We start from the raw sequence: 21,267 nt of genomic DNA on the forward strand, positions 1-21,267 counted from the left end.
GTTACGGGAGGGCGACCCGGTCGAGGTAGGCGGCGGTGGTCTCGTAGGCCCGGCTCATGCGCTGCATGACCGCTTCCAGGTCCCAGGTGCGCAGGCCCATCCCACCGCCCGGGTCGTCGTCACCGGTGGGCAGGACATGGGCCACGACCCCGTCGGGCAGATGGGCCATGTCATAGGCGAAGCGGTGCCGGCGGGCGACCTCGAAAGCCACGCTCATGACCTGGTACAGGGTTTTCGGGGCCTCCAGGCGCCGCTCGATACGGCCGACGTGCAGGATGTACACCTCGGTCGCACCCAGGGCCACCGCCCGCTCCACCGGGATGCTGTTGACGATGCCGCCGTCTAGGAAGTGCTCACCGTTCACCTCCATCACCGGCAGGAGACCGGGGACCGCCGAGGAGGCCAGGATCGCCTCGATGACCGGGCCGGTCGAGAACCAGTGCTCGGCTGCCTGCTCGATCGAGGCGGCCACGCACTGGAAGGGGATCGCCAGCTCCTCGAAGGTGCGCACCGGGAGCAGCGCGGCGCAGATCTGGCGGAGGCGCTCGTTGGAGTGCAGGTGGGTGCGGCCCCGGAGCAGGTTCCCCGCCACCCGCAGCGGCGAGCCGAGGACCCCGGTCTCGGTCAGCTGGCGCCAAGCGCCCTCCAGGCGGTTGACCATGTCGACGCTCGGGTCGGCGGCGATGGCCGCGCCGTTGAGCGCCCCCACCGAGGCGCCGACGATGAGGTCGGGGCGGATCGTGCGCTCGAGGAGGGCCCGGAGCATGCCGACCTCGTTGGCGCCCAGGTCCCCGCCCCCGCCGAGCACGAACGCCACACGCGGCTCGGAGGGAGCCGGTGGGACGCGTTCCGCTCGCGGTCCGGGCATGCCTGCAAAATCATAGGCCCGGGCGGGCCGGCCCGGGACGCCGACCGGGGGCGGCGCGACCTGTGCCATCCTGCGGAGCCGTGAGGACAGCCCCGATCACCGGAATGGCGCACGCCGATGGCGCCGACCTCTACTTCGAGCGCCGGGGGTCAGGCCCCCCGTTGCTCCTCATCGCCGGCGGCGGCGGCGACTGCGGGGTCTACGGACCGCTCGCCGACCTGCTCGCCGCCGACTTCACCGTCCTGACCTATGACCGGCGAGGCAACTCCCGGAGCCCGCTGCACTATCCACCCCGGCCCATCCAGGTGGACGAGCAGAGCGGCGACGCCCTCGTCGTGTTGCAGGCCAACGGGTTTGCCGAGGCATCGGTGTACGGCAGCAGCGGGGGAGCCAGCATCACCTTCGAACTGGTCGCCCGCTACCCGGAGGTGGTGGAAAGGGCCCTGATCCATGAGCCGCCGATCCCGAGCGTGCTACCGGACGGCGCCGACATCCTTGCCCAATACGCCGAACATGATCGCATCCGGGAGGCAGAGGGCTGGGAGGCTGCCTTCCGCTGGTTCCTGCGGATCAATGACCTCGTGCCGCCAAACCGCCCCGAGATGGCCGACTACCTGCTGGCCCCCGACCGGTTCTTGCCGCCCGGGCGGGCCCTGGACGCCGCCCTCCGCATGAACGGCAACTGGGGGTACATGTGCGCCTATGAGGTCCGCCCCTGCATCGACTACATCCCCGATCTGGACCGGATCGCGGCGGGCGGCACCCGCTTGGCCTTCGGGTGCGGGGAGAGCACGGGGGCGACGTTCTTCCACCGCGCCGCCCGGGAGCTGGCCCGGCGCCTCAGCGTGGAATGCTTCGAGTTCCCCGGCGGCCACGCCGGCTTCGCCGAAGTGCCGGCAGCGTTTGCCGCCACCCTGCGCGCATGCCTCCGCACGTTGGAATGATCATCTAGCTCCCTGCATCTTTGCTTCCCGGCCGCAGCCGGCAGGCTCAGGGGCCGGGCTTGCGGGCACGGATGATCGCCGAGCCCGCCCGGGGGTGGACCCGGTGGGTCTCCTCGATCTCGACGTCCTGGAAGCCAGCTCCCGCCAGCAGGTCCCGGTACTCCTCCCGGGTGAGCGCGCCCGCCAGGCAGCCGGTCCAGGCTTCCATGTCCCGCCGGGTGAAGGGATCGAGGTCGGGGTCGGCGACGATGTCGGTCACCGCCAGGCGCCCCCCCGGGCGCAGGACCCGGGACGCTTCGGCCAGGGCGATCACCTTGTCGGTGGAGAGGTTGATCGCGCAGTTGGAGATGACGACGTCGACGCTGGCGGCGGGCAATGGGATGTCCTCGATCTCGCCCCGCAGGAACTCGACGTTGGTCGCCCCTGCCTCGGCGGCGTTGCTGCGCGAGAGGTCCACCATTTCGTCGGTGATGTCGAGGCCGTAGGCAAAGCCGGAGGGGCCAACCCGCCGGGCGGAGAGGAGCACGTCAATGCCGCCGCCCGAGCCCAGGTCCAGGACGGTCTCGCCCTCCTGCAGTGAGGCCACGGCGAGCGGGTTGCCGCACCCGAGCGAGGCGGCGACTGCCCGTTCGGGAAGCTCGGCGAGCTCCCGGGTGCTGTAGTCGTCCGGTCCGAGGCACAGGCTGCCGCCCGCCCCGCAACTACACGACCCGCCACACCCGCACGCGTCCTCGTCCGTGCTGATGAGCGCCAGCTCGGCGTACTTGGTGATGACGGCCTGCTTGGTGCTCTCCCGCTCCAGCATCGCAACGCCCCCGCTTTCCCCGTGTCTGGAGGCTCCATCGTACGACCGCCGTAGAATGATGGGGTTCCTACTTCCTCGACCCGTAAGGAGACCGGTGATGACCGAGGCCCACGACCACGTGCACGGAGACACCTGCGCCCACCACGCCCAGGAGGCAACGAGCTGCGGGTGCGAGCATGACGCCGCCGGCGCTCAGGGCGACCTCTGCGGCGCAGAGGCCGGAGCCTGCTGCGGCGGCCACGGCACCGACCTGTTCGCCTTCCCGGTCACCGACGAGGTGGTCTCGGTCCCGGCGGTGCAGCTCGCCGGCCTGCTCGACCTGTGCGAGAAGCTGGCCGCCGATGTGTCGGTGCTGTCCGGCGAGGTGGACTACCTCGAGGCCCAGCGGGCGCTCGAGGACCAGGCCCCGCGCCTGGTAGTGCTGCGGGCGCAGTTCCTGGACCGGATGCGCACCCTGCTGGCCGAGGTCGCCGGCGCCCAGTCCTGACCGACACCGTCGACCTCACCGCCCTGGCGGCCGCAGAGCGGGACGCCTGGGCCGAGATCCGGGAGCTTGTTGGCGACCTGACCCCGTCCCAGCGCGCCACGCCCGGGTATTTCGTGGAGGGGTGGACGGTGAAAGACGTCCTGGCTCACCTGGCCTCCTGGCTGGCCGAGGCCGGCCTGGTGCTCGAGCAGTTGGCCGCGGGCACCTTCGACGGGCGCGACCTCGAGGTCGATACCCGCAACCGGGGGTTCCTGGACGCCAACCGGGACCAGCCCTTCGACCTGGTGGAAGTCCAGGCGGAGGCATCCCGCCACCGGCTGCTGCAGGAGCTGCACCGGTTGGAGGAAGTGGGGCCGGTGGCCGAGGAGTGGATCCTCAAGGCCGGGCCGGACCACTACGCCGAGCACCTGCCCCGGCTGCGGGAATGGGCGGCCGAGCTGAGGGCCTGAGCCGAGGGCCTGAGCCGAGGCGGCGCCCCTACGGGGTGAAGGGCACCGGGATCCAGGTCGCGCCCGCGTCGTTGGTCAGGTAGATCTTGCCGTCCTGGTGGGGGGAGTACACGACGACCCCGCGGGTGGCGTCGGTGAAGCCGAGGTCCGCCCAGCCCTCCCCGCCGTCCGGGAAGGTGAGCGGCGTGGTCCAGGTGGTGTCCGCCCCCGAGGTGCGGTAGACCCAGCTCGCGCCCGACGCCGCCGCAATGGCGATGGTGGTGGGGGACGCGGCAGCGATGCCGACGGTCTGCCCGCCCCGCGGGGCGTCGGCCAGGGCGTGGAAGCTGTGGCCGGCATCCGAGGACACATACACCGTCTTGGTCGAGCTGCCCGCCCCGGCGTCGCCCACGCAGAGCACCTCCACGTCGGTGGCGCTGGACACCGTCAGGTCGCCGGGCGCGAACTGGCCGGGGCACGGGCTGGCCAGGGGGAAGAACTGGCTGCCGGTGGCCGAGCTGAACAGCGTGTTGTTGACGTCGAGGTAGACGGCGGTGCCGTGCAAGGCCAGCTGGCCGCCCGAAGCCGCCGGGAGGGAAAGGCCGGAAACCGCCTGCCACCCGTCGGAGGTGGTGGACGTGCGGAGCAGGGATACCGCCCCCGCGCCCCCTTGGAGCGCCCAGGCGGTGCTGCCCGACGCTTCCACGTCGCTCACCGGCCCGGGGAGCGGGGTGGGCTTCCAGGTCACGCCGCCGTCGTGGGTGGCGTAGAGCCCGGGGTTGAAGGCCCAGCCGTCGTGGGCGTTGGCGAAGCGGATCTCGCGGGCGTTGGCGCCGGCGGGCAGTGTCCCGGCCAGGGACCAGTGCTGGCCCCGATCCACCGTGTGCAGCACCACCTGGCTGGTGGCGGCCTGGGCGAGTGCCCACGCCTGCTGGACCGAGATGAACGTGATGGACTCGGCGGCCGCCCCCGCCGGCGGGGGCGCCCCGGTGGGCGATGGGCTCGGCGGGGGCGTGGGCGATGGGCTCGGGGTGGGCGACGCTGACGGGGACGGGGAGGGGGAGATCACGGCCGAGGAGACCGCCGTCGGGCTGGGCGGCGTCGGCGGCGACGCCGTGTTCTTCGCCGTCTTGGAGCACGCCGCCATCGCCATCACCGCTGCGCACCCGACCGCCAGCCACCGCCGTGCCATCGTCGCCTCCTCTTTCCTGTATCGGTATTAGACGGCGGCGATGTGAGCGTTGTTTCAGTCGGCCTCGGGGAGCGCCGGGCGGCTGTGCAGGGTGACCAGGGAGTGGGCACCGTCCGGCCCCTCGACGTCGATGGTGCGCACCGCCATCGGAGCGGGCGGGTCGAAGGTGATCTTCCACGGGTGCTCGACGATGTGGCGCAGGGCGTCCTCCTGCCCGTCCCGGCTGTTGACGGCGATGATGAAGGTGTCGTCTCGCTCATCGAAGGTCATCGAGTCCAGCGGCATCTCGTCCGCCTCGATCTTGGTGCCGAACTCCGGGCTGATGATCTCGATGGTCACCGGCGTGCCGGCGGTGTCCTCGGTGATGGTGGCGAAGTGGGTCGGCCACTCCTGGCGAACCGGCTGGCGGGTGGGCGGGCTCATCGGGTCTCCATCTCTCGGGTGGGGCTCAGGCGGTGCTCGCTCGGTACTCGGGCGACGTGCGCATGGCCCGAGCCTACCGCCGGGGAGCCGCCCGGAGCGGGGCGCGATGGATTGACGACGAATCAATTGTGTGCTAACCATTAGCCATGCACTATGCCCTCGGCCGCCAGCTGGCCATGACCCACAAGGCGGTGCGGGCCGAGTTCGAGGCCCGCCTGGCCGCTGTGGGCGGCAGCTTGTCCACCTTCATCGTGCTGCGCTCGGCCGAGGATCTCGGCCTGTCGCAGCGGGAGATCGCCGAGCGCATCGGCGTGGAGGGGCCGACGTTGGTCCGCCACCTCGACCGCCTGGAGAAAGAGGGCCTCATCCAGCGCCAGCGGGACGCCGCCGACCGCCGGGTGACCCGGATCCTGGTCACCAAGGCGGGCGAGGAGCATCACCGGCGCCTCGCCGAGGTGGCCGCCGACATGGAGGGGCAGCTCCGGGCGTTGCTGGGCGGGGAGCGGTACGAGCACCTGGTGGACGAACTCGAACACGTGCTGGGCGACGTGGCCCAGCTGACCGCAGACCGCAAGGCAGGGGAAAGGACGACGCATGCCAACACAGTCTCCTGACACAGAGGTGGTCTCCGGGATGCAGGAGGGTGTCCCGGCGGCGCCGCCCGCCCGGGAGGAGCCCAAAGAGGACCCGCGGGAGGTGATCCGCACCGAAGGCCTGACCAAGGTGTACCCGGGGATGGACATCCCCGCCGTGGACCACCTGGACCTCTCCGTCTACAACGGTGAGATCTTCGGCCTGCTCGGCCCCAACGGGGCGGGCAAGACCACCACCGCCGGAATGCTCACCACCCGGGTGATCCCGACCTCGGGCACGGCCATCGTCGGCGGGGTTGATGTCGTGCGCCACCCGGCGCTCGCCAAGCAGTTCATCGGCGTCGTGACCCAGCAGAACACGCTGGACCGGTCGCTCAACGTGTGGGAGAACCTCTACTTCCACGGGCGCTTCTTCGGCATGTCCCGCAAGGCATCCAAGCAGGAGGCCGACGACCTGCTGGAGAAGTTCCACCTCGGCAAATGGGCGAAGGCCTCGGTGTTCGCCCTCTCGGGCGGCATGGCCCAGCGCCTGCTGGTGGCTCGGGCGATCCTGCACCACCCCCGGATCCTGTTCCTGGACGAGCCGACCGCCGGTCTCGACCCGCAGAGCCGCCTGGCCCTGTGGGACATCCTCATGGAGATCCATGCCGAGGGCCAGACGATCCTGCTCACCACCCACTACATGGAGGAGGCCGACCAGCTCTGCAGCCGGGTGGCGATCATGGACCACGGCAAGTTCCTGGCCCTCGACACGCCCGCCGGGCTGAAGTCATCGCTGGGGGCCGAGACGATCGTGACCGTGACCGCCGACGGCGACCTGGCTGCCCTCGCCACCCTGCTGGAGCGGGAGGTACCCGGGGTGCAGAGCAGCCGGCAGATGGACGGCCACGTCCTGCTCCAGGTCGCCGGCGCCTCGGGGATCCTGCCCCAGGTGGTCACCACCGCCGAACGGGGTGGGGTCACGGTCCGGGACCTCTCGGTGACCGAGCCCACGCTGGAGACCGTGTTCATCACCCTCACCGGGAAGGAGCTGCGCGACTGATGGCTACTGCAACCGCCCCCGCTCCGGCCGCCCTGCGGGGCGCCGAGATGGGCCGCTCCGCCGTCCGGGCCAGCCGGTCGGCCTTCGGGGCCCTGCTGCTGCGTGACCTCGCCGTGCTGAAGAAGAACCTCAGCGAGTTCATCCCCCGCACGATCATCCAGCCCTTCTTGCTGGTGTTCGTGTTCCTCTACGTGTTCCCCAAGATCGGCCAGAGCGTCGGGTCGGGGGGGCCAGGCGGCGCATCGACCTTCGCCACCATCCTGGTGGCCGGCGTCGTGGGCCTGGCGATCCTCTTCCAGGGCATCCAAGCCGTCGCTCTGCCCATGGTGCAGGAGTTCGGCTACACCAAGGAGATCGAGGACCGGGTGCTGGCGCCGCTGCCGGTGGGCCTGGTGGCGGTCGGCAAGGTGACCGCCGGGGCGATCCAGGGCCTGGTGGCCGCCGCCATCGTGTTCCCGATCGCCGCCTACGTGCACGCCGCCGGGGTCATCCCCCACCTGAACGTGCACTGGCTGATCCTGCTCACGATGATCCCCCTGGCGTGCGTCCTGTGCGCCTCGCTCGGGCTCACCATCGGCAGCCGCTTCGACCCCCGCCAGGTCCCGTCGCTGTTCGCCATCATCATCATCCCGATGGTGTTCCTGGGCGGCACCTACTACGCCTGGACGGCGCTGCAGGCGGTGAAGCTGGGGGCGTGGTCCTGGCTGCAGACCGTGGTGCTGATCAACCCACTGGTCTACATCACCGAGGGATTCCGGGCGGCGCTCACCCAGTCGCCCCACATGCACCTGTACGTGATCTACCCGGTGATGATCGGGCTGACGGCGCTGTTCCTGCGCTTGGGGATCGGCGGCTTCAAGAAGCGGGTCCTGAGCTAGTAGTTGATCACGCCACAAGCATCGGGGCGCAAGGAACAAAAAGAGCCGTGGCCGCAGCGCCTCGCGAAAATTTCTGTGATCGGGCGCCCGGGGGGGCCGCCGGCGGCCCTCACGGCCCCACGGCGGGGCTGCCCGGAGATAGTTGGTGGCGTAGTACATCTCCTGGCTGTACCACGCCGCCAACATTGCCCGGGGGTGCCGCCCCGGCCCTCGCGGCCCCACCGCGGGGCGGCCCCGCCGGAAGGCCTGTTGCCTTCCCGGAGGTGCTCGGGCCCGTCGCCGAGCGCTATGGCATCGAGGTCATCGGTCCCCCGCGCCGCGCGCTGAACTAGTGCCCGGGGCGGCCCCTATGGGGCGCGAGGTATCACCGGTTGAGAACTCGCGCCACCTCCTGGCTCAGCTCGACTCGCCCAGGAATGCCGCCAGACTGGCGACAGGCGTGATCAGCCCGAGGGAGTCGGCGCCGGCCGGGGGGCCAGGGTGACCGTGACCGTGTGGGCGCTGCCGCTGCGCACGTAGCGGATCGAGACCTTCGAGCCGGGTGCCAGCGAGCTGACCGCCAGGCTGACGTCCCCGCTGGTGGCCACGGCCGTGCCGTTGACCCCGACGATGATGTCGCCGGACTGGAGCCCGGCGCTGGCCGCTGGGCTGCCGGGCTGCACGCTGGTCACCTGCGCGCCCCCGGTAGGCGCATCGGTGACCTCGACGCCGAGGAAGCCCTGGCGGGCGGGCGGCACGCTGCCCTTCTTCAGGTTGGGCAAGAGGGTGGTGACCTCGTCGATGGGGATGGCGTAGCTGATGTTCTGGGCGGTCTCCCCGGACCCGGGCGCCGCCGCCGAGGTCACCATGCCGATGACCTTGCCGTTCGGGCCCACCAGCGGCCCCCCCGAGCTCCCCGGGTTCACCGGGGCGCTGGTCTGGAGGAGCCCGATCAGCCGGGTGCCGGCGGGGAGGTCGGCGTCGCTGGAGTCGACGGTGCGGTTCAGGCCTGAAACGATGCCGTGACTGACCGTAAGTCCCCCCGGCGCCAGGCCGAGGGCATTGCTGATGGTGAGGACCGGGTCGCCGATCTGGACGTTGGCAGATTGACCGAGGGGCACCGGCGTCAGCTGCGGCGGGTTCTGGATGCGGATGACTGCGACGTCATCGTTGTCGTCGGCCGCCACCACGGTGGCGGTGTAGCTCGCCCCCTGGCCGTCGAACTGGACGGTGGCCTCCGTGGCCCCGGTCACGACGTGGGCGTTGGTGACGATGTTTCCCTGGTTGTCCACCACCATGCCGGTGCCCTGGTTGGTGGTCGTCCCCGGGCCGGTGGTGCCCTGGGCGGTGATGGCGACGACGCCGGGTTCCACGGCACGCAGGGCCGCCCGGACGTCGAGCCCGCCCGCGGTGCCTTTGGGAGGCGCTGCTCCCCCGCCCTTGAGGCCCGACTTGGCGTTGGCCGGGACGCCGCTGCTGGTGGTGGAGGAGGAGTTGAACGCGCCCAGGGCGCCCGCGATCACCAGGATGGCTACGACCGCGAGGGCCGCGGCCACGGCAACCTTGATCCAGGCATGCAGGCGCTTGGTCCGGTCCGGGCCCGGTCCCTGCGGGGGTGGCCCCCAGGGCGGCTGGCCGTAGGGGGGCTGGCCGTACGGCGGCTGGCCGGGTGCCGGTGGGCCGGGTGCCGGTGGGCCGTAGTACGGGGGTTGGCCGGGGCCGTAGGGGGGCTGTCCCGGCGCCGGTGCAGACCACGGGGCGGGTGGGTACGGCGGTTGTCCGTACGGGGGCGGGGCGCCGGGGGGGCCGGCCTGGCCGGGCGGCCCGTATGGGGGCTGCCCCCCATACGAGGGCTGCCCGGGGGGGCCGTACGGCGGCTGGGGGTACGGCGGTTGCCAGTAGGGCGGCTGTGGGTAGGGCGGCTGGCCGTAGGGCGGTTGGCCCGGGGGCCGGATGTACGGCGGTTGCTCTTGCGGAGGCTGGCCGTAGGGGGCTTGGCCGTAGGGCGGCAGCGCCTGCGGGTACCCCGGAGAAGGCGGCTGGGGCCAGTAGGGCTGGGTGGGGGTCTCTGGGCCGGGAGGGCTCTCGGGCGCCTGCGGCATTGGCCCGGTCACTGAAGCCGGCTCCCCGGGAGCCTCGCCTGAGGCTTCACCGGGAGCAGGGAAGGCCGGCGGGAAGGTGCCGGGGCCCGGTTCCTGGGCTCCGGCATACGAGCCCGGCACCGTCTCCGGAGTCTCGGCTGCGGTACCGGCGGGGGCCTCGGGCGGCAGCTCCCGGGGGGCTGCGGGAGGGCCGGGCGCCTCCGCCTCAGGAGTGCCTGGGGCGGCGTCCTCGGGACCGGCTTCCGGCTCTGGTGGCTCCGTCGTCATAGGGCCGCGGGCGGTGGATCTGTCGGGGTGGGGGGCTCGGCCGGGGGCTCCGGGAAGGGCGGGTAGCCGGGCGCGGCAGGGGCCGGGTAGGCGGGGGCCGCCGGGTATGCCGGGGCTGGGTGGGAAGGTGCGGCGTATGCCGGGCCCGCCGGCGGGCGCTGCCCGGTGAGATCCTCGACCACCCGGAAGTACTGGTCCCGGTCCAGCTCGCCCCGGGCGTAGCGCATGCGGGCAACGTTAAGTGCGTCATCGGTGGGGTTGACCCACCCGCCCGCCGGGGGAGGGGGAAGGGGCCGTGCGGCCACACCGTGGTGGTCGTGCGCCACGAGGCGGGCCACCGCCCACGCCACCAGGGCAATGAAGCCAGCAAACACTGCGATCCACAGCAGGCCCGGCAAAAAGCCGTGGTGGTAGCCGGGTCCACAGAGCACGCGTCCGCACATGGCGTTCCTCCTGAGTTACCTCTCGCCTGGGGTTGCCTGGATGAAACGGGGGGATCCTGTGCTTCAGGATCGCACCTGGCGCTGTGACCGGCCTGTGCCGAAGCTGCGAGGCAGCCTCGAAACGCTACAGCTGGAAGCTGGGCGGCACGGCGGGGCCGGGGCCTGGACCCCCGCCCGGGGCCTTGCCTCCGAAGCGTCCGAAGGGTCCGGGCACGATGCCGCCGAGCCCCTTCTGGTTCACGAACGTGGTGACCTCGCTCGAGAGCTTGGCCTTGAGGCTGGCAGCCTGCGCCGCGGTGATCTTGCCGGCGTTCGCCGCGGCATCGATGCGATTGGTGGCCTCGGTGGTGAGGGTGTGGATGACGCTCTGCGGCGGGACGTTGTGGCTCTGGGCGACGTCGGCGATGCTCCGGCCGGCGCGGAGGGCCTGCACCACCACCGTCGGGCTGACCCCGATGGCCTTGGCCGCGGCGCCGATCGACCGCACGCCCAGGCCGCCGAGCGGTCCGCGGAAGGGAACGACGGTGGACGTCGGCGGCCCGAACCTGCCGTGCGGCGCGGCAGTACCGGTGACGCCCGGGAAGCGGAAGCGCAGGCCGGTCTGGTTCACGAACGCGGTGATCCGGCTGGCCAGATCGGCTTTCAAGGTGGTGGCCTGGGCGTCGGTGATCCGGCCGTTCTTGAGGGCGGTCTCGATGCGGGCGGTGGCGGCGGTGGTGAGGGCGTCGATCACCTTCTGCACGGCCACGTTCTTGCTCCGGGCGACCTCGGCGATGCTCTGACCGCTGCGCAGGTCCTGCGCCAGGATGGTGGCGCTGACCCCGATGGCCTTGGCGGCGACCGCCAGCGAGGGAATCTCCAGCCCAGCGGCCCTGCGCGGGCCCGGCAGGCGGGACGCCGCCGGCGCCGGCTCGGCGCTCGACAAGCCGGGCACCCCGAGCAGGAACCCGAGTGCCACCCCGGCGCCCAGCGCACCGATGACGGCGGTCACCACGAGCAGGCGCTGCTTGTTCAGGAACGCACGCACCCCCGGATCATGCTCCCCGACCTTTGGCCGGGCCTGAATCGCACCTGTGCCCTGGCTGAGAGATGCCCGGATTGTCATGATCGCGGGACGAGGAGCGGCCACCCGGTGGGATTTTCGCCATCAGATATCAAAGGGGATGGGCCGCAGGCCGGGATGACGGGCCGCGGGCCAGGAGACGGGCTGCGGTACCCTGCCAACGGTGGTGCCGGTGACCGATGCAGGGCTCATTGCGACCTTCCGGGGCTTGGTGGGAGACGCCCGGGTCTTGGCGCACCCGGATGCCCTGAGCACCTACGAGTCGGACGGCCTGCTCACCTACCGGGTGTCGCCGATGGTGGCGGTGCTGCCCGAGACCGCGGACGAGGTCCAGGGCATCGTGCGGGCCTGCGCCCAGGCGGGGATCCCCTGGGTGGCCCGGGGGTCGGGGACCGGTCTTTCCGGCGGGGCCGTGCCGGTCGAGGGCGGCGTGCTCATCGTGCTCTCCCGCATGCGCCGGATCATCCAGGTGGACCTGGCCAACGAGCGGGTGGTGGCCCAGCCCGGGGTGCGCAACGCGGCGATCACCGCGGCGGTGGCCCCCACGCACTTCTACCCGCCGGACCCCTCCAGCCAGGTCGTGTGCTCTCTGGGGGGCAACGTCGCCGAGAACTCCGGCGGCGCCCACTGCTTCAAGTACGGCTTCACCACCAACTACGTCACCGGCCTGGAGGTGGTGCTTCCCGACGGCGACATCGTGACGCTGGGCGGGGCGGAGCTCGACCACCCGGGCTACGACCTGATCGGTGCCTTCGTGGGGTCGGAGGGGACGCTGGGTGTCGCCACCAAGATCACCGTCCGCATCCGGCGCCTGCCCGCCGAGATCCGTACCCTCGTGGCCTACTTCCCCTCCATCGAGCAGGCCGGCCAGGCCGTGACCGACATCGTGGGAGCCGGGGTGGTCCCGGCCGCGCTCGAGATCATGGACCGGCTCACCATCACCGCCTGCGAGCAGGCGACCCACGCCGGCCATCCCGCCGACGCCGGCGCCGCCCTGGTGGTGGAGATCGACGGCGCGCCGGGGGAGTGTGAGGGCCCCTTCGGCCACGTGCAGGACATCTGCCAGGCGAACGGGTGCTCCGGGATCAGGGTGGCGCGCGACGAGGTGGAGCGCCAGCTGATCTGGAAGTCGCGCAAGTCGGCGTTCGCCGCTATGGGGCGGATCTCGCCCGACTACTACGTCCAGGACGGCGTGGTGCCCCGCACGATGCTGCCCGCGGTCCTGGGCCGGATCGGTGAGCTGTCGGCCCAGTACGGGCTGGCGGTGGCGAACGTCTTCCACGCCGGCGACGGCAATCTGCACCCGCTGATCTGCTACGACCACTCTGTTCCGGGCGAATCTGAGCGGGCCGAGGCGCTGGCCTCCGACATCATCGAAGCGTGCGTGGCGGCCGGCGGCTCCCTGACCGGGGAGCACGGCATCGGCATCGACAAGGCCCGGCACATGGGGCGGATGTTCTCCGGGGCCGACCTGGATGCCTTCAGCCGCCTCCGGTGCGCCTTCGACCCGGCGGGCCTCGCCAACCCGGGCAAGGTCATGCCCACCCCCCGCCTGTGCGGGGAGGTCCCGGGTCCCTTCCGCCAGCACCCGTTGGAGCGGGCCGGCGTTGCCGAGCGTTTCTGAGGTGCTCGCTCCCGCTACGCCCGGGGAGGTCGCAGAGGTCCTGGCCGATGCGGCGGCCGAGGGCCGGAGTGTGCGCCCGGTGGGGGGCGGAACGAAGCTCGGCTGGGGCCGCCCGTTCCCCGAGCCGGGTCTCGTGGTTTCCACCTCGGGCCTGGCTGGCGTGGTGGAGTACAACGCCGCCGATCTCACGGTCGTGGTCCAGGCGGGCGTTCGGCTGGACGAGCTGCAGGCGGTGCTCGCCGGACGGGGCCAGATGCTGCCGCTGGACCCGCCCTCCGCCGACGCCACCGTGGGGGGCATCGTCGCCACTGCCGACTCGGGGCCCCTGCGCCACTCGGCCGGCGGGGTGCGGGACCTCGTGCTGGGGATTACCGTGGCGCTCTCGGACGGGACGGTTGCCCGGGCGGGCGGGAAGGTGATCAAGAACGTCGCGGGCTACGACCTGGGCAAGCTGTACGCCGGTTCGTTCGGCACCCTGGGGGTCATCGTCGAAGTGGCCCTGCGCCTGCACCCGGTGCCCGGCGAGCGGGCGTCGGCAGTGGGCCGGTCGGCGGATCCGGCAGCACTCCAGTCGGCCGTGAGCGCCCTGATGGCGGCCCCGCTCACGCTGCGGGCCCTCGATGTTGCCTGGGGGGAGGGGGCTGGGTCGGTGCTTGCCGAGGTGGCGGGCGCAGGGGCCGCCGGCCGCCTCGCGGCGGGGGCGGCGGTGATGGAATCGGCGGGCCTGGCGGTGGAACCGGCTCAGGAAGGCGGAGCCCTCTGGGAGGCCCAGCGCTCGGGACAGCGCAGCGGCGGTCCTCGGGGGCAGGGCGAGGGTGCCGTGGTGCGGGTGTCGGGGCTGCCGGCGGAGCTCGGAAGGGTGCTGGCCGCACTCCCCGCAGGAGCATCGTTGGTGGGGCGCGGCGGTCTGGGGCTCTCCTGGGTCCGCCTTCCGGCCGGCTCCGACGAGGAGACCGCCCGGGCCGTCTCGGCGCTTCGGGCAGCGCTGGCGCCCCGGCCCTGCGTGGTGCTCGATGCACCCCCCGGGGTGCGGGAGCTGGTGGATGTGTGGGGTCCGGTCGATCCCGTCCGGGCCGCCCTCGACCGCCGGGTCCGGGAGCGCTTCGATCCAGCGGGCATCATGAACCCAGGAGTTCTCTGACCTGACCGCCGAGTGATATCCGGAGCCTACTGATGTCCGCTTTCGATGCCCACCGCCCGCCGGACGCCGCCCTCATTGCCGACTGCGTCCACTGCGGCTTCTGTCTGCCCAGTTGCCCCACCTACGTCCTGGACGGGCTGGAGACCGACTCGCCCCGGGGCCGGATCGTGCTCATGGGCGACGGCCTCACCCCCGCCGGCCGGCTCTCCGCCGAGGTCGTGTCGCACTTCGACTCCTGCCTCGGGTGCATGGCGTGCGTGACCGCCTGCCCGTCGGGGGTGCAGTACGACCGCCTGATCGAGGCGACCCGGGCGCAGGTCGAGCGCAACTTCGAGCGGCCGCCGGAGGACCGCGCCTGGCGCTGGCTTCTCCTGGCGGTGCTCACCCGCCCGGCGCTCCTGGCGGCGGCGACCGCTTTGGTGCCCTTCGCCCGGCCGCTCGACGGACTCCTCGGGAGGTTCCCCCGCCTGCAGGCCCTCCTGGCCCTCACCCCGCCACCCCGCCCGGCGCCCCCTGTCCCTGTCCCCGTCCCCGAGGTCACGAGACCGGTCCGGGCCCGGGTCGGGATGCTCCTCGGGTGCGCCAACCGGGTGTTCTTCTCCCGGGTCAACGACGCCACCGCCCGGGTACTGGCCGCCGAGGGCTGCGAGGTGGTCGTACCGCCGGAGGCGGGCTGCTGCGGCGCCCTGCCCCTGCACGCCGGGTTCGAAGGCGATGCCCGCCGCCGGGCGCGGGCGCTCATCGCCGCCTTCCAGGACTGCGACGTGGTGGTGGTGAACGCGGCGGGGTGCGGCTCCGCCATGAAGGAGTACGTCCACCTGCTGGGCGATGAGCCCCAGTGGGCGCGCCGGGCCGAGGACTTCTCGGCGAAGACCCGGGACGTGAACGAGTTCCTGGCCCAGCTCAGTCCCCGGGCGGAGCGCCACCCGCTCCCGGTGCGCGTGGCGTACCACGACGCCTGCCACCTGGCCCACGCCCAGGGCATCCGGGCGGAGCCCCGGGAGCTCCTGCGGGCAATCCCGGGGTTGACCCTCCAGGAGCCGCCGGAGTGGGAGATCTGCTGCGGGTCGGCAGGGATCTACAACCTGCTGGAGGTGGAGACCGCCCGGCGCCTCCGGGACCGCAAGGCAGAGAACCTGGCAGGCACGGGGGCCGAGGTGGTGGCGGCCGCCAACCCGGGATGCTCGCTGCAGATCGAGGCCGGCCTGCGCGCCCGGGGGACGCCGGTGCCCGTGCTGCACCCCGTGGAGATCCTGGACGCCTCATTCCGGGCCGCGAGCGAGGCCGAAGGGCGAGCGCTCCTCGGCATTTGATCACCCGGACGGCCACCGGCGGCTCGAGCACGGTTGAGCGTCACCGGAGACACCTGTTGCCCGGGGCATGCCCAGGTCCGGGCCGCTCTCGCCACCAACGCGCGCTGGCACCCCGCAAACGAGGCCCTCGACCCGGCCCGCCACCCTGGACAGGGCAGCGAACGGGTATTTGTGCATGATGGCTTCCGCTCCCGCCATTGGCACCCGGTACGGCTGTGCGCCGACCGGCCCTCGGCCGATGGAAAGGCGTCCGCCGCTCAGTCGGTGCGGGAGAACTGCACGATGGCCCCGCCCACCATCACCAGGCCCACCAGGGCGACGATGCCCAGCTCCACGCCGACCGGCACCACGGTGTGGCCCCACGTCAGTGGCTGGGTGAACGCCGAGGTAGTCCCCAGGTGCAGGTGGGAGTAGATCGCCCGCCGGATGGCGTCGACTCCATAGCTGAGCGGGTCGAGGCGGGTGGCGATCTCCAGCCAGCCGGGCAGGCCGTACAGCGGGAAGACCGCCCCGGCGAGGAAGAACATCGGCAGGACGAACATCTGCATGACCACCTGGAAGGACTCCACCTGCTCCATGCGGCTGGCCACCAGCACGCCGAAGGAGGTGAGGGCGAAAGCGGTCAGGGCCATCTCGAGCAGGAGCGTGATGATCAGCAGCGGGTTGTAGGGCACGTGCACCACGCCCGCCAGGACCAGCAGGATGGTGCCCTGGACGGTGGCCACCGTCGCCCCGCCCAGGCACTTGCCCACGACCAGGGCGGCCCGGGGGACGGGGGCGACCATCATCTCCCGCATGAAGCCGAACTCCCGGTCCCACACGATGGAGACGGCCGAGAAGATGGCGGTGAAGAGCACGATCATCGCCAGGACGCCCGGGAACATGAAGGTCTTGAAGTCGACGCTGCCCGGCTGCTTGGGCAGGAGGTCGGCCAGCCCGGTGCCCAGGACGATCAGGAACAGCAACGGCTGGACCAGGGCGGTGATGATGCGGGTGCGGTTGCGCGCCCAGCGGATCAACTCCCGGCGCCACACGACCCGCACCGCCCGGAGCGCCTCGGTCAGGGTGCCGGCGGTCTCGCGGACCGGGACGACCTCGACGGGCTCGACGGGCTCGAGGGTGGTCGACGCCACTACCGGCTCCTCGTCCGCATCCGGACCACCGGGTTGGTCTTCAGCCGCTCATTTCCCGAGGACTCGGCGTCCCGGATGGTGCGGCCGGTGTGCTCCATGAACACGTCGTCCAGGGTGGGCCGGGCGACGCTGACCGACCGGATGCCCACCCCGAGCTCGGCGAACAGGCGGGGGATGAAAGCCTCCCCGCCGGCGACGTGCAGGGTCAGCGTGCCCTCGCTCTCGGTGGCCTCCAGCCCGAACAGCTCCTTCAGCCGGGCGGTGGCGAGGGCGTCGTCGTTCGTGCGGATCTGCACCCGGTCCTTGCCCACCCCGGCCTTCAGCTCCTCCGGGGTGCCCTCGACCACGATCACACCGTTGTCCATGATGGCGATGCGGTCGCAGTACTCGGCCTCTTCCATGTAGTGGGTGGTGAGGAACATCGTGATCTGCTCCCGGCGCTTCAGCTCGTTGATGTAGCGCCAGATGTGCAGGCGGGTCTGCGGGTCGAGGCCGACGGTGGGCTCGTCCAGGAAGAGCACCCGGGGCGAGTGCAGCAGGCCCCGGGCGATCTCAAGGCGCCGCTTCATGCCCCCCGAGAAGGTGCGCACGATGCCCTTCCGGCGTTCCCACAGGCCCACCATCTCCAGGACCTGCTGGACGCGGCCGGCCACCAGGCTGCGGGGCACGCCGTAGAGCTCGGCGTGGAAGCGGAGGTTCTCGTCGGCGGTGAGGTAGTCGTCCAGGGTGGAGTCCTGGAAGACCAGCCCGATGCGCCGCCGGACGTCCGCCCGCCCGGTGACGACGTCGTACCCGGCCACCCGGGCGGCGCCACCGGTGGGCTTCAGCAGCGTGCACAGCATCGAGATGGTGGTGGACTTGCCCGCCCCGTTGGGCCCCAGGAAGCCGTAGGTCTCGCCCGGCTGCACTTGGAAGTTGACCCCCCGGACCGCCTCGAAGTCGCCGAAGGCCTTGCGCAGGCCCCGGGCGTCGATGGCGGGAACGACCTCGGCGGCCAGGGCCTCGCCGACCTCGGTGGCGGTCGAACTCACAGCTCGGCTCCCGGCTCGGCCGGCCGGCAGCCGTAGGCGACGATGTCGTCCGCCAGGCGGCCGAGGATCCGGGCGAGCTCGTCCCGCTCCTCCGGTGTCCAGCCGGCCAGGAGCTCGGTGATGACGGTGCGCCGGGCCTCCAGGATGTGGCCGACCATGGCCTTGCCGGCGTCGGTCACCCGGAGCAGCGCCGCCCGCCGGTCCTCCTCGACCGCCTCCCGGGCGACGAAGCCCGCCGCCTGCAGCGCGTGCACCTGGCGGCTGGCGGTGGAGAGGTCGACGCCGACCCGCTCGGCGAGGTCGGACAGCCGCGAGGGCCCCTGCTCGTCCAGCCGGACGAGGAGCCGGTAGCTGGCCTTGTCGATGGGCGTGTTGCCCATCACGGCCTCGTAGCGTTCCCGGATGCGCGGGAGGTTTCCCCAGCGGCGCAGGATGGTGAGCGACCGGTCGATGGTGGAAAGCTCGGAGTCGTGCGCTGCCTCGGCGAGATAGTTGGTAGACACAAGCAACAGAGTACCACGGTGTCCGGGTTGACGGGAAGGATTCCGGCGGTAATCTAGTTGCACGTACCAAGCAACTGACCGGTTCCGCTAGTTCCGCCGTTCCGAAGGGTGGGCCCCCGCATGACCGACACCGAGACGACGACCCACGATCGCTACAAGTGGGTGGCATTGTCCAACACGACCCTGGGCATCTTCATGGCGGCCCTGGACTCGTCCATCGTCATCATCTCGCTGCCCGCCATCTTCCGGGGCATCAAGCTGAACCCCCTGCTGCCGAGCAACATCGGCTACCTGCTCTGGATGCTGATGGGCTACCTGGTGGTGACCGCCGTGCTGGTGGTGACGCTGGGGCGCATCGGCGACATGCTGGGCCGGGTCAAGATGTACAACCTGGGCTTCCTCATCTTCACCGTGGCCTCCGCCGGTCTCTCGCTGACGCCCTGGGTGGGCAGCGCCGGGGCCATGTGGTTGATCCTCGGCCGGGTGGTCCAGGGAGTGGGCGGGGCGCTCCTCATGGCCAACTCCACCGCCATCCTGACCGACGCCTTCCCGGTGGAGGAGCGGGGTACGGCGATGGGCATCAACATGATCGCCGGCATCGTCGGGTCGTTCATCGGCCTGGTGGTGGGCGGCATCCTGGCCGACGTCAACTGGCGGCTGGTGTTCTGGGTCAACGTCCCGGTGGGCATCTTCGGCACCGTCTGGGCCTACATGAAGCTGCGGGAGCTGGGCACCCGCAACCCGGCCCGGCTCGACTGGTGGGGCAACATCACCTTCGCGGTGGGCCTGGTGGCGATCCTCGTCGGCATCACCTACGGCATCCAGCCCTACGGGGGCCACACGATGGGCTGGACCAGCCCGCTGGTGCTGACCCTGATGTTCGGCGGCCTGGCCGTGCTCATCGCCTTCGCCGTCATCGAGCGCCGGGTGCCCCGGCCGATGTTCGACATGAAGCTGTTCGGCATCCGGGCGTTCACCGCGGGCAACATCGCCTCGCTGCTGTCCTCCATCGGGCGAGGGGGCCTGCAGTTCATGGTGGTGATCTGGCTGCAGGGCATCTGGCTGCCCCTGCACGGCTACAGCTTCGAGAGCACCCCGCTCTGGGCGGGCATCTACATGCTGCCGATCACGGCCGGGTTCCTCGTGGCCGGCCCGGTCTCGGGCTGGCTGTCGGACCGGTATGGCGCGCGCCCGTTCGCCACCGGAGGCATGCTGCTGGCGGCTGCCACCTTCGGCCTCCTCATGACCCTGCCCGCCAACTTCAACTACATCGCCTTCGGCGCCCTGCTGTTCAGCAACGGCATCGGCTTCGGCCTGTTCGCCGCCCCCAACATCACCGGGATCATGAACGCCGTGCCCGCCCGCGAACGGGGTTCGGCCTCCGGGATGCGGGCGACCTTCCAGAACAGCGGCATGCTGCTGTCCATCGGGCTGTTCTTCTCGCTCATGATCGCCGGGCTGGCCTCCGCCCTGCCGCACACGATGAGCAGCGGGCTGGTTGCCCAGGGCATCCAGCCGGCCGTGGCAACGAAGGTGGCCAACCTGCCACCGGTGGGCAGCCTGTTCGCCGCCTTCCTGGGCTACAACCCAATGAAGACGTTGCTCGGCCCCGCCCTGCACGCGCTGCCGCCGGCCCGGGCGGCGGTCATCACCGGCAAGACCTTCTTCCCCCAGCTCATTTCCGGACCGTTCATCCATGGACTGCGCATCGTGTTCACCGCCTCGGTGATCCTCTCGCTGGTGGCCGCCGCCGCCTCCTGGCTGCGGGGCTCGAAGTACGTGCACGCCGAGGTGCCGGCCGAGGTGGTGCCGGTCGTGTCGCTCGCCGCGGGGGTCGAGGTCGAACCGTAGAATCGCCGGCCATGGATCGGGTTCCCGGACGGCACCTGCCGGCCACCGTTGTTCTGGCCGCGCTGGCCGTGGCCCTCCTGGCCGGGTGCTCGACGAAGTCGTCGCCCCCGGCCGCCACTCCTCCGACGGCGACCTCGGCCGCCCCGGCGGCCACTGGCCCGGGAGCGGCGCCCCCGACGGCGCCCCCGCCCGGAACCACTCCGCAACCCGCCGCCAGCTCCGCCCAGCAGCAGCAGGAGGACACCGACCTGCAGCAGGCCGAGACCGACATTGCCCAGCTCGAGCAGGAGCTGAGCGAGGTGGACAGCAACCTCAACAAGAACCCGGGCACCGAGGGGGACGTCAACCCATGAGGGTCTGCGGGTCGGGGGCGAAAAATTGGCTCCGGGCGGGCGTCGCCGTGCTGGCACTCGCAGTCGGCCTGGTGGCGGGCGTGGTGGCCGCCCCGTTGGCGGCGCAGGCCCGCCGGAGCGGCCGGGGTGGGCAGGCCGGCACCCTGGCCGCCGGCAAGGCCCTGTGCGACGCAGCCGTCGCCCGGCGGACCGCCGACCTCGCCGCGCTCAAGGTCCTGGTGGACGGGGCCGCCAGTGTCACCGCCACCGACCGGGCCACCCTGGACACCAACATCGCCACCCACGTGAGCGGGCTCAACTCGCTCCGGGGCGTGATCGACGCCGACGCCACCCTTCCCGCCCTGCGGGCGGACTGCGCCAAGATCGTCACCGAGCACTACGTCTACGTGTTCCTCATCCCGCAGACCCGCCTGGTGGTGGCCGTCGACCGGGTGCAGGCCGCCGCCACGGCCCTGACCAAGCTGCAGGGGCTCCTCCAGCAGGACGCCGCCGCCGCCCAGAGGAAGGGCAAGGACGTGACCTCGGCCGACGGGTCGATCGACGAACTGGCCAACAAGGCGAAGGCCGCACTCCAGTACGCCGGGCAGGCGGAGACCAGCGTGCTGCCGCTCAGCGCCAGCGGCTACCCGGGCAACAAGCCCACGCTGGTGGCGGCCCGGTCGGCCATGGGCACGGCCCGGGACGCCCTGAGCGGGGCGCTGACCGACGCCAAGGCGGCGATCTCCGCCCTGCGCCACCCGTAGCGGGGAGGGCGGCAGCGCCTGGGGTGTGCTGTGGTTTTCTGTGAGTCCAGGGACGAAATAG

22 protein-coding genes are annotated in these 21,267 nt (G+C 71.7%); 12 read left to right on the forward strand and 10 right to left on the reverse strand.

Going from position 1 to position 21,267, the window contains the following annotated elements; genetic code table 11:
- Window position 1: 1 nt before the first annotated feature.
- Complete coding sequence (locus tag VFW71_11300; GenBank protein HEU5003347.1) at window positions 2–817, reverse strand: patatin-like phospholipase family protein; 816 nt, start codon at window positions 815–817, stop codon at window positions 2–4.
- A gap of 155 nt (window positions 818–972) precedes the next feature.
- Between VFW71_11300 and VFW71_11305 the strand changes: the two genes are divergently transcribed.
- Entirely contained in the window at window positions 973–1,812 is an 840-nt protein-coding gene (locus VFW71_11305; protein ID HEU5003348.1) for an alpha/beta hydrolase, read from the forward strand.
- A gap of 46 nt (window positions 1,813–1,858) precedes the next feature.
- On the opposite strand, the gene arsM is transcribed toward VFW71_11305, so the two are convergent.
- Window positions 1,859–2,617 (reverse strand): arsenite methyltransferase, encoded by a 759-nt coding sequence (gene arsM, locus VFW71_11310; GenBank protein ID HEU5003349.1) that lies wholly within the window; start codon window positions 2,615–2,617, stop codon window positions 1,859–1,861.
- 97 nt (window positions 2,618–2,714) lie between these two features.
- Between arsM and VFW71_11315 the strand changes: the two genes are divergently transcribed.
- Complete coding sequence (locus VFW71_11315; GenBank protein HEU5003350.1) at window positions 2,715–3,104, forward strand: hypothetical protein; 390 nt, start codon at window positions 2,715–2,717, stop codon at window positions 3,102–3,104.
- A 23-nt stretch (window positions 3,105–3,127) separates the two neighbouring features.
- Window positions 3,128–3,553 (forward strand): maleylpyruvate isomerase N-terminal domain-containing protein, encoded by a 426-nt coding sequence (locus VFW71_11320; GenBank protein ID HEU5003351.1) that lies wholly within the window; start codon window positions 3,128–3,130, stop codon window positions 3,551–3,553.
- Window positions 3,554–3,581: 28 nt separating this feature from the next.
- Here the strand turns inward: VFW71_11320 and VFW71_11325 are convergent, their stop codons facing one another.
- Together VFW71_11325 and VFW71_11330 are read right to left on the reverse strand one after the other, a co-directional pair.
- Window positions 3,582–4,724: a hypothetical protein gene (locus VFW71_11325; GenBank protein ID HEU5003352.1), complete on the reverse strand. Its 1,143-nt coding sequence runs from the start codon at window positions 4,722–4,724 to the stop codon at window positions 3,582–3,584.
- A 54-nt stretch (window positions 4,725–4,778) separates the two neighbouring features.
- Window positions 4,779–5,147: a DUF5335 family protein gene (locus VFW71_11330; GenBank protein HEU5003353.1), complete on the reverse strand. Its 369-nt coding sequence runs from the start codon at window positions 5,145–5,147 to the stop codon at window positions 4,779–4,781.
- Between the two features lie 146 nt (window positions 5,148–5,293).
- Here VFW71_11330 and VFW71_11335 point away from each other — a divergent pair, with 146 nt between their 5' ends.
- Genes VFW71_11335 through VFW71_11345 form a run of 3 tightly spaced genes read left to right on the forward strand, consistent with a single transcriptional unit; the run spans window position 5,294 to window position 7,660 of the window.
- Entirely contained in the window at window positions 5,294–5,761 is a 468-nt protein-coding gene (locus tag VFW71_11335) for a MarR family transcriptional regulator (protein HEU5003354.1), read from the forward strand.
- Window positions 5,742–6,782 carry an ATP-binding cassette domain-containing protein gene (locus tag VFW71_11340; GenBank protein ID HEU5003355.1) on the forward strand — a complete coding sequence of 347 codons (1,041 nt, stop codon included), beginning with the start codon at window positions 5,742–5,744 and terminating at the stop codon, window positions 6,780–6,782. The genes VFW71_11335 and VFW71_11340 overlap by 20 nt, the downstream gene beginning before the upstream one ends.
- Window positions 6,782–7,660: an ABC transporter permease gene (locus VFW71_11345; GenBank protein ID HEU5003356.1), complete on the forward strand. Its 879-nt coding sequence runs from the start codon at window positions 6,782–6,784 to the stop codon at window positions 7,658–7,660. Before VFW71_11340 ends, VFW71_11345 begins: the two co-directional genes overlap by 1 nt.
- 443 nt (window positions 7,661–8,103) lie before the next feature.
- Here VFW71_11345 and VFW71_11350 read toward each other — a convergent pair whose 3' ends face one another.
- From VFW71_11350 to VFW71_11360, 3 genes are all read right to left on the reverse strand, one after another.
- Window positions 8,104–9,195: a trypsin-like peptidase domain-containing protein gene (locus tag VFW71_11350; protein ID HEU5003357.1), complete on the reverse strand. Its 1,092-nt coding sequence runs from the start codon at window positions 9,193–9,195 to the stop codon at window positions 8,104–8,106.
- A gap of 809 nt (window positions 9,196–10,004) precedes the next feature.
- Entirely contained in the window at window positions 10,005–10,451 is a 447-nt protein-coding gene (locus VFW71_11355) for a hypothetical protein (protein HEU5003358.1), read from the reverse strand.
- A gap of 124 nt (window positions 10,452–10,575) precedes the next feature.
- Window positions 10,576–11,478, reverse strand: coding sequence for a hypothetical protein (locus VFW71_11360; GenBank protein ID HEU5003359.1), 903 nt, complete (start codon window positions 11,476–11,478; stop codon window positions 10,576–10,578).
- 226 nt (window positions 11,479–11,704) lie between these two features.
- On the opposite strand from VFW71_11360, the gene VFW71_11365 reads away from it, so the two are divergent.
- The 3 genes from VFW71_11365 to VFW71_11375 are packed head-to-tail and all read left to right on the forward strand — an operon-like array spanning window position 11,705 to window position 15,592.
- Window positions 11,705–13,138: an FAD-linked oxidase C-terminal domain-containing protein gene (locus VFW71_11365; GenBank protein ID HEU5003360.1), complete on the forward strand. Its 1,434-nt coding sequence runs from the start codon at window positions 11,705–11,707 to the stop codon at window positions 13,136–13,138.
- A gap of 1 nt (window position 13,139) precedes the next feature.
- Window positions 13,140–14,279 carry an FAD-binding oxidoreductase gene (locus VFW71_11370; GenBank protein HEU5003361.1) on the forward strand — a complete coding sequence of 380 codons (1,140 nt, stop codon included), beginning with the start codon at window positions 13,140–13,142 and terminating at the stop codon, window positions 14,277–14,279.
- Window positions 14,280–14,311: 32 nt separating this feature from the next.
- Window positions 14,312–15,592, forward strand: coding sequence for a heterodisulfide reductase-related iron-sulfur binding cluster (locus tag VFW71_11375; protein HEU5003362.1), 1,281 nt, complete (start codon window positions 14,312–14,314; stop codon window positions 15,590–15,592).
- 257 nt (window positions 15,593–15,849) lie between these two features.
- On the opposite strand, the gene VFW71_11380 is transcribed toward VFW71_11375, so the two are convergent.
- From VFW71_11380 to VFW71_11390, 3 genes are read right to left on the reverse strand one after another with little or no spacing between them, the layout of a single operon-like run.
- The gene (locus VFW71_11380; protein HEU5003363.1) at window positions 15,850–16,725 is read right to left on the reverse strand and encodes an ABC transporter permease; all 876 of its coding nucleotides are present in this window, start codon (window positions 16,723–16,725) and stop codon (window positions 15,850–15,852) included.
- Window positions 16,725–17,756, reverse strand: a complete 1,032-nt coding sequence (locus VFW71_11385) for an ATP-binding cassette domain-containing protein (GenBank protein HEU5003364.1) — start codon at window positions 17,754–17,756, stop codon at window positions 16,725–16,727. The genes VFW71_11380 and VFW71_11385 overlap by 1 nt, the downstream gene beginning before the upstream one ends.
- Window positions 17,753–18,259 (reverse strand): MarR family transcriptional regulator, encoded by a 507-nt coding sequence (locus VFW71_11390; GenBank protein HEU5003365.1) that lies wholly within the window; start codon window positions 18,257–18,259, stop codon window positions 17,753–17,755. Before VFW71_11390 ends, VFW71_11385 begins: the two co-directional genes overlap by 4 nt.
- A 120-nt stretch (window positions 18,260–18,379) precedes the next feature.
- On the opposite strand from VFW71_11390, the gene VFW71_11395 reads away from it, so the two are divergent.
- From VFW71_11395 to VFW71_11405, 3 genes are read left to right on the forward strand one after another with little or no spacing between them, the layout of a single operon-like run.
- Window positions 18,380–20,110, forward strand: coding sequence for an MFS transporter (locus VFW71_11395; protein ID HEU5003366.1), 1,731 nt, complete (start codon window positions 18,380–18,382; stop codon window positions 20,108–20,110).
- Between the two features lie 11 nt (window positions 20,111–20,121).
- Window positions 20,122–20,463 (forward strand): hypothetical protein, encoded by a 342-nt coding sequence (locus VFW71_11400; protein ID HEU5003367.1) that lies wholly within the window; start codon window positions 20,122–20,124, stop codon window positions 20,461–20,463.
- Window positions 20,460–21,206 (forward strand): hypothetical protein, encoded by a 747-nt coding sequence (locus VFW71_11405; GenBank protein HEU5003368.1) that lies wholly within the window; start codon window positions 20,460–20,462, stop codon window positions 21,204–21,206. The genes VFW71_11400 and VFW71_11405 overlap by 4 nt, the downstream gene beginning before the upstream one ends.
- Window positions 21,207–21,267 lie beyond the last annotated feature (61 nt).

Source organism: Actinomycetota bacterium (assembly GCA_035765775.1).
Lineage (GTDB): Bacteria > Actinomycetota > CADDZG01 > JAHWKV01 > JAOPZY01 > DASTWV01.

Excerpts from the sequence above, each read along its gene's own strand:
- VFW71_11375 (HEU5003362.1), top strand. The coding sequence starts at position 14,312 with ATGTCCGCTTTCGATGCCCACCGCCCGCCGGACGCCGCCCTCATTGCC.
- VFW71_11340 (HEU5003355.1), top strand. The coding sequence starts at position 5,742 with ATGCCAACACAGTCTCCTGACACAGAGGTGGTCTCCGGGATGCAGGAG.
- VFW71_11345 (HEU5003356.1), top strand. The coding sequence starts at position 6,782 with ATGGCTACTGCAACCGCCCCCGCTCCGGCCGCCCTGCGGGGCGCCGAG.
- VFW71_11405 (HEU5003368.1), top strand. The coding sequence starts at position 20,460 with ATGAGGGTCTGCGGGTCGGGGGCGAAAAATTGGCTCCGGGCGGGCGTC.
- VFW71_11330 (HEU5003353.1), bottom strand. The coding sequence starts at position 5,147 with ATGAGCCCGCCCACCCGCCAGCCGGTTCGCCAGGAGTGGCCGACCCAC.
- VFW71_11335 (HEU5003354.1), top strand. The coding sequence starts at position 5,294 with ATGCACTATGCCCTCGGCCGCCAGCTGGCCATGACCCACAAGGCGGTG.
- VFW71_11400 (HEU5003367.1), top strand. The coding sequence starts at position 20,122 with ATGGATCGGGTTCCCGGACGGCACCTGCCGGCCACCGTTGTTCTGGCC.
- VFW71_11395 (HEU5003366.1), top strand. The coding sequence starts at position 18,380 with ATGACCGACACCGAGACGACGACCCACGATCGCTACAAGTGGGTGGCA.
- VFW71_11325 (HEU5003352.1), bottom strand. The coding sequence starts at position 4,724 with ATGGCACGGCGGTGGCTGGCGGTCGGGTGCGCAGCGGTGATGGCGATG.
- arsM (HEU5003349.1), bottom strand. The coding sequence starts at position 2,617 with ATGCTGGAGCGGGAGAGCACCAAGCAGGCCGTCATCACCAAGTACGCC.
- VFW71_11315 (HEU5003350.1), top strand. The coding sequence starts at position 2,715 with ATGACCGAGGCCCACGACCACGTGCACGGAGACACCTGCGCCCACCAC.
- VFW71_11305 (HEU5003348.1), top strand. The coding sequence starts at position 973 with ATGGCGCACGCCGATGGCGCCGACCTCTACTTCGAGCGCCGGGGGTCA.
- VFW71_11355 (HEU5003358.1), bottom strand. The coding sequence starts at position 10,451 with ATGTGCGGACGCGTGCTCTGTGGACCCGGCTACCACCACGGCTTTTTG.